Below are 11,483 nucleotides of genomic sequence, written 5' to 3' on the forward strand. Positions count from 1 at the left end.
AAAGATCTGTTCATATGAACAGATCAAAATAATATTATTTATTTGCAAGCCATGCTGCGCCGATGACACCTGCAGCATTCCCCAATGTAGCTACATCGATAAGTGTTGACTGGGCAACAGCTTTGAAAGAATATTTCTGGAAGTACTCGTTAACAGGCTTTAATAAAATATCTCCTGCTTTTGACACTCCGCCGCCAAGCACAATTCTCTCCGGATTTAATGTGTTTGCAATATTAGCAAGGGCTAAACCTAGATGTGAAGCTACAAAGGAAACTACCTCATTTGCAAGTTCATCTCCGGCATTTGCTTGATCAAATACATCCTTTGCAGAGATTGTACCGTTATTTGTTAGGATTTGGTGCAGACTGCTATCAGGATTTTCATTCAATCGCTCTCTGGCAATCCGAACAATTCCTGTTGCAGACGAGATTGTTTCAAGACAGCCTGTTTTTCCACAGTTGCAAGGTGCACCATTTTCGATGATGGAAGTAATGTGGCCGATTTCACCAGCAGCTCCCTTGGCCCCTTGAACAATTTTTCCATCAACGATAATACCGCCGCCAACTCCAGTGCCTAATGTGACGCAAACAAGATTCTTATAACCTTCACCTGCACCCTTCCACATCTCACCAAGGGCTGCACAGTTTGCGTCATTATCAAGGATGACAGGCAAGCCAAGATCTCTCTCTAAATTAGCCTTCAGCGGAAAATTATCCGGCCAGCTAAGATTCACTGTATTGTAAATGATACCTGTTTTATAATCAAACGGACCTGGTGCTCCCATACCCGCACCAAGCACATCTTCCTTGTTATGATTCCATTCAGCAAGCTTCTCATGAACAGATTTAGCAATATCACTAGTGATGTTCGCACCCTCATTTGAATTATCTGTAGGGATCTCCCAGTTATCAATCATATTGCCATCTGTTGTCAAGAAAGCAATTTTCACAGTCGTACCGCCAAGATCGATTCCAACCACCCATTTTTCCTGCATCTGCATTCTCCCCATTCTATTTCTGTTTCTCTTTTAATTGTTGTATTCCTTGATTTAGTAGTAGAACAGCCATATCAAAATCTTGTTTCTCTATGATTTCTGTATGACGGAGCTCTTCTAATTCTGCTTTCATCAGCTCCAAATCACCTAATCTGTCTCCTACGTATATTATGGTACCGAACCTTTTCAAAAATTGCTGCACATCGTATATCGTCTTCATTTCTATCCCTAAAAACCTCCCTAAACATCAGGGAATATCCTTCCTAATTAAATCGTTTTCATTTTTTAGTATAATTCAAATATCGCTTTTACTCAAGAACGAGATATTAATCATTTTCATTTATGTCTGCTAGGGAAATCTGCAAAAATAACGAATTTCTGCACCTGATTCTTCATATATTGGAACAAGAGTATAAGGTTGTCCTGAAAATGTTTATCTAACAGGAAAAGTGGTGCTGCTATTGAAAAAAGATTTTATCGTTTTAAGCATTTGCCTTGTTATCATTATAAGTTCCGTTTATTTTTTTCAGCAAAACCAAATTGCAAAAGAGAGCATTACATATTTTCCAATTGACCCGAGCGTATCGTTTCCGACAGCAGTTACGAATTTACAGCTTGGAAAGCAAAGATATGATGAATATAGTGTCGAATGGGAGACAAAAAGCATTGTAAATAAAAAGGCCTATTTAAGACAAAACATGGGGTTGTTATATGCAAACGGCCGACTTATAAACACGATGGGAGCGTGGAAGCAAAATACAATGGAGCTGACAGAGCATAAGACGGTCGTCGAACGAGACAGCCGCCTGTTCCAGGCAGTCGCCTTTCATTATGCCGAAATTCATGATGAAAATGACAATATCTTCAGCTCTCAAAAACTTTCCGCTAATCATTTGTATGTCATCAATTCAAAATTCGACCAAACCCCTCTCGGCTTTACAGCACCGCGGACAGAGGCAGAAAAACAATGGAAAAATACTTTAGATGACGAAACAGCAGATGTGATTGAGTATCAATTAAATGAGGCTGTAAAACATTATTCTATACCTTTGGCAGAATATCCAAACAGAATACTGTTAACAGAGCTTGCAGACTATAATGACAAACCTATTCCAGGTTTTACACAAGAACAAACGGCAAAGATTATCGGTCAGCTTACAGAAGGTTTATATAAAAATTATTTCCTGGGAATTACAAAAGAGGATGGAACTGTGACAAAACCTGTTGGGAGTACTGTTCCAGTTATTCTGTTAGCAAAAGATCATCTGCTTGTAGTGTTTACAACGGGAGATAATCAGCCTGTCCTATTAAGACAGCAAATTTCCACATTATAGTCCTCAGCCCCCTGTGATGGGGGTTTTCTTGTTGAACTAAGCAAGTAAAAAAGACCTAAATAGGTCTTTTATTGATAAACAGTTGGTTTTGAGAAAACATTGCTCATCATTTTGTTGCGTAAGCCTGGGAGATTCATGACAATTTTAATTAAATATTGTCTAATCATCGGACTTTTTAACACCGTGTTAATAATTCGGTATCTTCTAGTTAACAAAAAATAACCGCCAATACCAATCAATAAAATGGATAAAATTTTCGGCATTTTCATCCCTCCTATTGATTAGTTTAGGAAAAGCCGCTCTTTTTTATCCAAACTTTTTTGCTTAAAGAACAAATAAAGCAGCAAGGCAGGCTGCAAGCACACCTGACAAAATATTGACAGCATCATTGTTAAGAAAAGAAAAACCCTTTATCTGTTTTGCTTCTCTAGCATGATGCACTCGTTTTTCTACTTTTGCTCCGCAAACTGTACATTGATATTCTGCTTGAACATAAGCCCCCAGTAAGGTGTCAATAATATTGCCGATAAATCCAAATAAAGAAATCAGCAGAAATTCATTTACACTTATAGGGAATAGCAAATAAGCGCAAAAACCAATCAACAAGGAACCAAAAAAACCTGCTATTGTACCGAGTAAACTCATTGCCCCAGATGTGCCAGCTTTTGCTCTGCTAAAGGTTCTAAGCGAAAATGGTTTGCTTTTGCTTAGAGGGCCAATTTCTGATGCCCAAGTGTCAGAATTGGCTGCGGCAAGCAGGACAGCGAAAAGAATAATCAGCTCATGACTTCCGCTCCAGCCGTAAAAAAGACTGACTAGTGCTGCTGCACCACCGTTTGCAAGTACTTGCATATAGTCTCTTGTAGAGCCTTTTTCATGCATTTCTTCCACTCTTGCTTTTTTGTCTTTTTTATATTTTGACAAAAGACTGGAGGTAAGAAAAAAAACACCTAGGAGGATAAATCCTTGATAGTGGAAACCTAATTGGATACCTAGACCGACAAAAAAGGCTGCAATACTGCCGCTTTTGTTAAGAAACCCTTCCTTCCATGCTAGGTATACAGCAATAAGGATAATGAGAATGCTAATTATTTGTCCCAATAGCAATTACTCCTTTATTTGTAATCAAATGCTGTACAGGAATATCATGAGCTTCTGCCGGGATAGAATCTTCCAATTGGCAATCCATCGCTAATGAAATCGTATTTCCATGATAATTTAGGAGATAGCGGTCATAGTAGCCTCCACCAAACCCAATTCGATAACCGTTTGCTGCATAAGCAACTCCTGGTACAAGCACCAAATCCATTTCATCGCCTTCTGTTAAAGCTGTTTCTGATTCAATTGGTTCATAAAGCCCGCTGTATACAGTTTCAAGCTGGTCAAAACGGTCTAACTGCCGAAATACCATTTCTTTCGTGCTCGGCAGACATTTTGGCACACTGACTTTTTTCCCTTCGGCCCAGGCTGTGCGGATTATTTGCAGTGTATCCACTTCTGGTGATTTGGAAATGGTTAAACCAATATGACGAGCATTTTGAAACAATGGATGCTTGTATAAATTTTGGGCAATTTCGTAGGATAGCTGCTCATATACAGGCTTAGATAAAGACTGCAATTCTTTGAGTATTCTTGTTCTTATCTCTTTTTTTGTCTCCGTCATCTTGATTTCACTCCTTGGTTATGCTTTTTTCATATGTAATGCTTTAGGATTTTTTTTATATACAAAAAAAACAGAAGGGATACCCCCCTCTGTCTTATTTTGTTTCGCGATGTGTTGTTGTGCGTTTTTCTCTTGAGCAATATTTTTTAAGCTCAAGACGGTCTGGGTTATTTCGTTTATTTTTTTTAGAAATGTAGTTACGATCTCCACATTCTGTGCAAGCTAACGTAATGTTGACACGCATGGTTATTTCCCTCCAAACTATTGCTATACTAGTTCGTGCATACGACTTTTATATGATAACATTTTTTTTCACGAAATGCTAGTACTGTTTTTCAATAGAATGTGATTTAAATCCATAAGCTCTTCTTTATCTTTCCCATATATAGTCCATGCTCTGCTCGTACTCGAGGTTTGAGCTGCTAGATTCATGTTAAGGGAACAGATGCTGACATATCCACCTTTACCCATTGGCAAGTATTTTAAGCTGCCTTTTTGCTGATTCTTCCAAATTAGATCTGTATGAACGTTCCATAGTGGCTGAACGGTTCTCTGTTCCAAGCTCTTCCCATTAAACTCGCCATTTACTAGTATTAGCTGGTCATCGACAGAATGGAAGACAACATTGTCTGTCGGTGAAACGAAGGCGAGGTGGTCCTGATTTGATTGGGAGTAATAACTTAGCAGCAGAACCTTCACATCTATAGCCTCTTTCGAATGATTTCTTACAAATATCTCATTATATTGGACTTTAGAATGTTTTTGAACGCTCTTTACATGAACAGAGACTGCGTATTCTGGCAGTAATTTCTCATAACCGTTCTGAAGCCAGCAGATTTTGCCGTTAATCCAAATGCCTGGAGTATTGACCAATTTTCCTCTTGTCATTTCTTTGCCGAAATTCTGATAATCAGACTGTAAAGAAATCTCCGTTTTCATCCTTCTTCACCTTTTTTTCCTATTTTTTTTATTCCATAGTAGCTGCCGTTTCTGCCATCCTCTTATTTAGGATTGCTTCTTCAAACACCCTTGAGGTTTCATCGCCGACTCTGTTCCAGCCAAACAGCTTTTCTACAATCGCCCTGCCATTTTTTCCAATCTCCAATGCCATAAGTGGGTCATCGATTAAGGATTGCAATTGTTCTAACATACTTTCAGTATTCCCTGGTTCCATAAGCATCCCTGTCTTACCATGCTCTACTATCCCTTTTAAGCCGCCCGTGTTGGATACGATTGTCGGCTTCTCAAAACACAGCGATTCTAAAGCAACAATGCCGAAAGGTTCATAATGGCTTGGAATGACAACAATGTCTGCTACTTGGAAGAAACCATTTTTTCTGTCTTCCGGTAAGTAGCCAATCAAGTGAACCTTGTCCGATAAACCATTTGCAGCAATATATTGTTTATATTCATTAAACATTGGACCAGCACCCGCAAGAACAAATTGAATATCCTTGATTTTAAGACGTGTAGCTGCTTCAAGCAATGTTTCAAATCCTTTTTCCTTCACCATTCTTCCTAGCGCAAAAACCGTCTTCTTATTTGGATCCAATCCCAATTCTTCTGCTGAATTTAAGGCTGCCTGATTATTTTCCAACTTAATTCCGTTTGGAATAACATTAAGTTTGTTTTCACTTACAGCAAATAACGAAGACACTTCTGTTTTCATGTACTCACTGCAGACAATTACTGAATCGGACGCATTGATTAGCTGCTGTTCCTTTTCATAAATAAATTTTTGCATTTCTGTATAGATGCCGCCGTTTCTTCCATGCTCTGTTGCGTGCATAGTTGTAACTAACGGAATGCCTAGTTCTGTCTTTATTGCTGTAGCTGCTGCTCCGATGAGCCAATCATGGCCTTGAATTAGCTCAAAATGATGGTTAGCTGCTAAGTCTAAGGCTTTTTCCCACATGCTTATATTTAAGCCGCCAATCCAAGTTATAAAGTTCTTTTCCCGCTGATGCAGCGGCTTCACTCGATACACATACAAGGAAGGACTTACCTGTTCATCAACTAATTCTTGATTCATGTCTTGTGACGTGATTACATGAACTTCATATTGTTTGGCTAATGTTTCTGCTAACCCAGCTACATGTGTTCCAAGTCCTCCAATAATATTGGGTGGGTATTCCCATGAAAGAATCAGAATTTTTTTCTTGCTTCCTCCTTGTGCAAAGGGGTTATTCATTTCCTTTTGGTAAGCAGGAACTGCACGGAAGATAGCGTGTTTACTTTCTCGTTCTTCTAACCATGCTTTTTCTATACTGTCTTTCAAAAAGACACTCAGCTTATCAGCTGCTTCCCAATGATTGTGCTGCAGGTTATCTGGATAATCCAGTTGATTAACAATAGCATGAAGCATGAGCCATTCCTTTTCCAGCTGTTTAACGACCCTGTCAGCACAGTCAGAAAGCTTCTGCTCCCGCCAGGCTGTAACCTCTTTTTCAAGGAAGGACAGTCTAGCATAGCTCTTTCCATCTTCGTGTATTCTATTTAACTTCTTCTGATTAAAAAAGGAGGAACTAATATGAACCTTCTCTAAATTCCCGCTAAATTGACGAATATATGCTTCTGGTGATAACGGCATAATCGAATCATTTTCCACGAAGTCCTTCGTTAATTCTTGTGAAAACTCATTAATCTCGGCTACACTCACAGCAATTGCTGTCATCGCAGGAATATCTTTTGTTTTCGGCAAACCTGTAAATAAACTTCCCGTCTCCTTAACGTCAGACCATTGTCTTAATGGTATCATGCATATATCATGAGGTGATTTCACTGGCAAACCTTCTGCTTTAGGAACAGGATCTGTGATGGCTAAAGTTTTGTCATACACAAAGCTATATCCAATCCCCGCCTTTTTAAGATGCAAATCAATGCCTGGTGAAAAGGCGCCATTTGGAAGCCAAAATCCATTTGGACGAATATTTAAATGGTCTTCTATAATGGAAATTCCTGTTTCAATTTGGAGTTTCACACCATTTACCGTTGACAGAGATGTAAGAGAGGAATAGGACGCAGATGTGGCCAATATCTCTATTTTATGGTCATGTACCAATTTCTTAATGGTTGCTGTTATATTCCTGTCAATCTTGAGCCAGTAGGAGTATTCTTCTTCCCATTTCCATTTATTTTTTTCTAAAAATTCAGTTATTTCTTTTTGGTAATCTTCTGTTTCTGCCAATTCTAAATAAATCGGTGGCAATGCAAGGGAAACGCTGTATGGCACTGCCTTCTTTTCCATGTTCTTTAAAAAAGTAAGCAAAGCTATCGAAGCTATATGAAAAGACTGTCTGTCTTCTTTATTGCTGGAATAATAATTCATGACAGGAAGCTCTGCATGAACGATTAACTGAAAATAGGATACGTTCATTGCTTCTTCACACTCTCCTTTACCGCTGTCTCATAATAACTGTATGTGCTAACATGCTCAATCCAATTAGGAAGTGGAGTTTTTCCTTCGCTCCATGCTATTACATCCTTTGCATTTTCACCTGCTTGGTCTGCACTTGTTCTTGGTGTATGAATAGGATTAGACTGCAGAATTGGCATGAGAGCTCCGCTACCATCCTGTATCCCAACTTCAAAACAGTAACTTCTATTTGGCTGTAATCCTTCCAAAACGAGTTGATTCTTGTCACGATCCAGCTGAATTTCATCGGTAGCATGTGCATTGCTGCCATCGAAATATATGCTCGTGATATCATAGACACGCAGCTTTAGCGATAAGTCATCATTAAGAAAGCCGCAGTAGGAAGAAATTAAGTTCCACTTTGATGCTGGTATGCTCCAGAAAATTAGTGCTCTGTTTTCTCCTGCAAGCCATGCTTCCATGCCATTACTCTTTTTTAATGTTTGAATGCTTGTCCATAAAAAAGGGGACATAACAGCACTGTTATCGGCATATTCTTTAGGAGAAGCTCCTTCTTTCTGCTCTGCCTTTTCCGCTTCTTTCAAATACTTCCCCCACTGATATTGCACCTTTCCAAGGCTCATATCCAGTTCTTTCGCAATTTTTCGGAAAGACAAGCCTTCCTTCCTTAAATTAACTATTTGTTCTAACAATGGAATCAGCACCTTTCATTTAATACTGTATTATGTTTTAGCTATTATCGTATTGGTTGATTTATCAGGATTCCTTTTGTGTCGATTTACTGATTCTTCCTTCTTCCTATATGTTATCACCGAATGATAGAAGCCACAATAAACGGAATTTGTCGTATCATGCTAATGTTTATCCCTATTACCTTGAAGCAGCATAAAAAATTTTGTCTGTTGAATAAAAAACAGCAATTCGACAATGACTATTAATAAAATTAGTTTGTATCCGACATTTTTTGCTGCCGCTTATAAACTTGTCTGCCGCACACTTGCTTGCTTGAAATTACTGTTGGGAAATGTTGAAAGGTAGTGGTAGAATGAAAAAGTCTTGTAAATTACAAATTTTTTAGCAGAGGTGTCTCATTTTGTTCATTTTAATGTTTAGTTTATTGGGGATATCTGTTCTTCTTTTTATTGTATCTTTATTTATGAAGGACCCCTATAAAAAGCTGCAAGAGGATATAGACCAGCTGTCCATCCAACAAGTACAAGAAATATATAAAATAAAAAAGAAGCTGAAGGTGCTTGAGGAAGAGCTGTTGATAGACGATATGGATATGAGTCCTGCCATCCCTGTTACAGACAAGCAGCCAAATATAGAAATGGGTGCAAATCCCATTCATGCTATTATTAAAAACCAGGTTTGGTCTCTTGCGTCACAAGGAGTTTCCATTGAAAAAATTGCTTCTCAATCTTCCTTATCAACTAGTCAAGTACAGCAAATTATCACAGAGGGTGTAAAGCGAGGATTTGCAAATGAATAAACGAAGCTTGCGTTCCTTTGCATTCGGTCTGTTCGCAGCCTCCAGCATCATTGGAGCATACACCGTATACACTGGCAGCCAAAAGGCTGATACAGACAAACAAATTACAACAGAGCAAGCAGAGAAAGTTCTCTCTGCAAAAGGCTTTACTACAGTTGCCAATGAAGACTATGAAGAGCTCGTTGCTGCTAAAGAACAGGCCGAGAAAGCGGCCCAGCAGGCAAAAGCTGATAAAAAAGCAGCTGAAACAGAGGAAGCAAAACAAGCAGAAACAGAGAAAGCTGATGAGCCAATCTCATATAAGCTCAAAATTAAAAGTGGTATGAGTCCTGGCGAAATTGCTGATACATTAACAAAAGAGAAAATTATTAAAGATAAAGATGAGTTTGAAGCTTTCTTAATTGACAATGACTATCATACAAAAGTGCAGGTTGGCACTTTCCGTGTATACAGCGATATGAGCTTTAGAGAAATTGCTGAAAAGATAACAAAATAAACGATAATGAGGGGCAGTCCAATTGGACTGCCCCTCATTATCGTTTATTTTTCTTTTTGTCGTTCTTTTTTCATATCAAAATAAGCATCTAATACTTCTTCACCTATTTTTAAGTTTGCTTTATTGTCAACACTGCCGTTATATGCCCATGGAACTAGGACTGCCATTGCCACTTCCGGATTTTCAGAAGGTGCATAGCTTACTAAGCTCAAGTTCATTACTTCCTGCAATGTCTTATAGTTGCTCTTTTGCGGTCCATCATAGAAAGCCTCTGCCGTACCAGTCTTAGCTGAAGGAGAGTATGATTTGCCGCTTAAATACGTGTATGCCGTTCCTTTTGGACTTTGGGCAACCATCTTAAAGCCTGTCTGCACCCTTTTTATCCACTCTGGTTTTGCATCAATCGTATTTAAAACCTTTGGCTCAACAGAGTCAACTACTGCCCCAAGCTCGCCTTCTTCAGATACAGGGCTTCTAATTTCCTTGACGATATGCGGTTCCATTCTGTTCCCGCCATTTGCGATTGTAGAAATATATTGGGCAAGCTGCATATTTGTGTACGTATCATACTGACCGATGGAAAGATCGAGAAGCTTACCAGGTACTGACGTTTCTGTTCCTTTAAAGCCTGTCTGCTCATTCGGCAAGTCGATGCCTGTGCGAATTCCCAACCCGTATTGAGCGTACGCATTTCTCATTATTGTGAAGTCCTCTGCATCAACAGACAGAGGCTGGCCGTAAACATATCTAGCACCTGCTATTTTCATAACAGTCTGGAACATGTAGACGTTTGATGAACGCATCAAGGCTGTTAAGTCATTGATTGGCCCCATTGTTGTCCATGATTTCTTAATAGTATCACCTATTCTTACAGGTGTATCATTAATAACTGTTCCCGGACTGATTGCCCCAGTATTATAGCCTGTCAGAACAGTAGCACCCTTAACGACAGATCCGACGTTGTAGGATGTCGTAATATTGCCGAGAGCATCATCGTTCACCTTTGTTTTTCCATCTTCTGTTACAAGTCTTTTCCCTGCCATTGTCAGCACATCGCCTGTGTTTGGATCCATCAGAACAACATAAGCACGGTCAAGGAATTTTGTTCCTGACATTTGTTTAGCTGCCTTCAGCTGCTTTTCAATGATGTCTTCGACTTTTTGCTGCAGCTCCATGTCAATTGCAAGCACAAGGTCATTTCCGCGTTTTCCTTCTGTAATCACTTCTGTGTCTGTAATTTCTCCATCACTGTTTGTCTCATTGCGGACTTTTTCTTTCTGTCCTTTCAAAACATCTTCATACTGAAGTTCCAGATAACTTTTGCCGACACGATCATTGCGGCTGTAGCCTTTTGAAAGATAATAATCTAACGACTCAGCTGGTAGGCCTTCCTCTGACGAGCTCACACTGCCGAGAACAGAAGCAAGTGTCTTGCCGAATGGGTAATCTCTATCCCAGTCTGTTGTTGTATCGACACCTTTTAAAGACGTTAAGTTTTCACTTACAACTGCCATTTCTTTGTTCGTCACTTTATCGTTTTTGACGATATGTGGTGTCAGTTTATAGCCGCTTGAAAACTCTCGGTAAATTGCTATAACTTCTAAATCATCATTAGTCAAAGACTTTAGTTTATCCTCCGTGATCCTTTTAAGCTGCAGCTTATATACTTGAGAGTTATATTCATCTGAATCGGTGTACTTTTCCGCAAGAGCAGTTTTTTCCTCTTTCGTAACAAGTGCTTCCGCTTCTTCCGGATGCTTTAATATCCAGTAATCCTGTTTGTCACGTTCGGTAACTTTTTTGGTATCCTTTTTTATATATTTCGCAAGCGCCTCGGCAGTCTCCATCATTTTTTCGGTAGAGACACCGGTATTTGTGTACGTTATCGCATTTTTCGCGAGATTATCAACAATAACCTTTCCTGTCGAATCATAGATTTTCCCGCGGGGCACAGATGTATCTACTGTTACATCCTCTGTTTTTTCCAGTTCCCGCTTATACTCATCTCCATAAACAATCTGCACGAAACCTAGTCTCAGGATCAATGCAGAAAAGAGCAAAAAGACAGCAAAAAAGATAATGTTAAGGCGAATCGGAATCGTCTTTTTTTTCTTCTTGTTTCCCAATG

13 protein-coding genes are annotated in these 11,483 nt (G+C 39.2%); 3 read left to right on the plus strand and 10 right to left on the minus strand.

The window, feature by feature from the left end; genetic code table 11:
- Positions 1-34: 34 nt before the first annotated feature.
- Both L8T27_RS13295 and L8T27_RS13300 read right to left on the minus strand, forming a co-directional pair.
- Positions 35-994, minus strand: a complete 960-nt coding sequence (locus L8T27_RS13295) for an ROK family glucokinase (protein ID WP_237941702.1) — start codon at positions 992-994, stop codon at positions 35-37.
- Positions 995-1,010: 16 nt separating this feature from the next.
- Positions 1,011-1,214 (minus strand): YqgQ family protein, encoded by a 204-nt coding sequence (locus L8T27_RS13300; RefSeq protein ID WP_233313160.1) that lies wholly within the window; start codon positions 1,212-1,214, stop codon positions 1,011-1,013.
- A 241-nt stretch (positions 1,215-1,455) separates the two neighbouring features.
- On the opposite strand from L8T27_RS13300, the gene L8T27_RS13305 reads away from it, so the two are divergent.
- Positions 1,456-2,328 carry a hypothetical protein gene (locus L8T27_RS13305; protein WP_233313159.1) on the plus strand — a complete coding sequence of 291 codons (873 nt, stop codon included), beginning with the start codon at positions 1,456-1,458 and terminating at the stop codon, positions 2,326-2,328.
- A gap of 68 nt (positions 2,329-2,396) precedes the next feature.
- Here L8T27_RS13305 and L8T27_RS13310 read toward each other — a convergent pair whose 3' ends face one another.
- From L8T27_RS13310 to L8T27_RS13340, 7 genes are all read right to left on the minus strand, one after another.
- A complete protein-coding gene (locus L8T27_RS13310; RefSeq protein WP_233313158.1) occupies positions 2,397-2,591 on the minus strand; it encodes a hypothetical protein in 195 nt (64 codons plus the stop codon).
- Positions 2,592-2,652: 61 nt separating this feature from the next.
- Complete coding sequence (locus L8T27_RS13315) at positions 2,653-3,429, minus strand: DUF92 domain-containing protein (RefSeq protein WP_233313157.1); 777 nt, start codon at positions 3,427-3,429, stop codon at positions 2,653-2,655.
- On the minus strand, positions 3,413-3,991 hold the full coding sequence (locus tag L8T27_RS13320) for a 5-formyltetrahydrofolate cyclo-ligase (protein WP_233313156.1): 579 nt from the start codon (positions 3,989-3,991) through the stop codon (positions 3,413-3,415). The genes L8T27_RS13315 and L8T27_RS13320 overlap by 17 nt, the downstream gene beginning before the upstream one ends.
- Positions 3,992-4,085: 94 nt before the next feature.
- Positions 4,086-4,235: a 50S ribosomal protein L33 gene (rpmG, locus tag L8T27_RS13325; RefSeq protein WP_101175018.1), complete on the minus strand. Its 150-nt coding sequence runs from the start codon at positions 4,233-4,235 to the stop codon at positions 4,086-4,088.
- 68 nt (positions 4,236-4,303) lie between these two features.
- Positions 4,304-4,930 (minus strand): hypothetical protein, encoded by a 627-nt coding sequence (locus L8T27_RS13330; protein WP_233313155.1) that lies wholly within the window; start codon positions 4,928-4,930, stop codon positions 4,304-4,306.
- Positions 4,931-4,958: 28 nt separating this feature from the next.
- Positions 4,959-7,367, minus strand: a complete 2,409-nt coding sequence (locus L8T27_RS13335) for a glycosyltransferase (RefSeq protein WP_237941703.1) — start codon at positions 7,365-7,367, stop codon at positions 4,959-4,961.
- Positions 7,364-8,059 carry a DUF4912 domain-containing protein gene (locus L8T27_RS13340; protein WP_237941704.1) on the minus strand — a complete coding sequence of 232 codons (696 nt, stop codon included), beginning with the start codon at positions 8,057-8,059 and terminating at the stop codon, positions 7,364-7,366. The genes L8T27_RS13335 and L8T27_RS13340 overlap by 4 nt, the downstream gene beginning before the upstream one ends.
- 401 nt (positions 8,060-8,460) lie before the next feature.
- Here L8T27_RS13340 and L8T27_RS13345 point away from each other — a divergent pair, with 401 nt between their 5' ends.
- Positions 8,461-8,859: a hypothetical protein gene (locus tag L8T27_RS13345; RefSeq protein WP_233313152.1), complete on the plus strand. Its 399-nt coding sequence runs from the start codon at positions 8,461-8,463 to the stop codon at positions 8,857-8,859.
- On the plus strand, positions 8,852-9,355 hold the full coding sequence (locus tag L8T27_RS13350; RefSeq protein ID WP_233313151.1) for a hypothetical protein: 504 nt from the start codon (positions 8,852-8,854) through the stop codon (positions 9,353-9,355). Before L8T27_RS13345 ends, L8T27_RS13350 begins: the two co-directional genes overlap by 8 nt.
- 44 nt (positions 9,356-9,399) lie before the next feature.
- On the opposite strand, the gene L8T27_RS13355 is transcribed toward L8T27_RS13350, so the two are convergent.
- Positions 9,400-11,481, minus strand: coding sequence for a peptidoglycan D,D-transpeptidase FtsI family protein (locus L8T27_RS13355; protein ID WP_237941706.1), 2,082 nt, complete (start codon positions 11,479-11,481; stop codon positions 9,400-9,402).
- Positions 11,482-11,483: the final 2 nt, after the last annotated feature.

Source organism: Niallia sp. Man26, from assembly GCF_022049065.2.
Classification (GTDB): Bacteria; Bacillota; Bacilli; order Bacillales; family Cytobacillaceae; genus Niallia.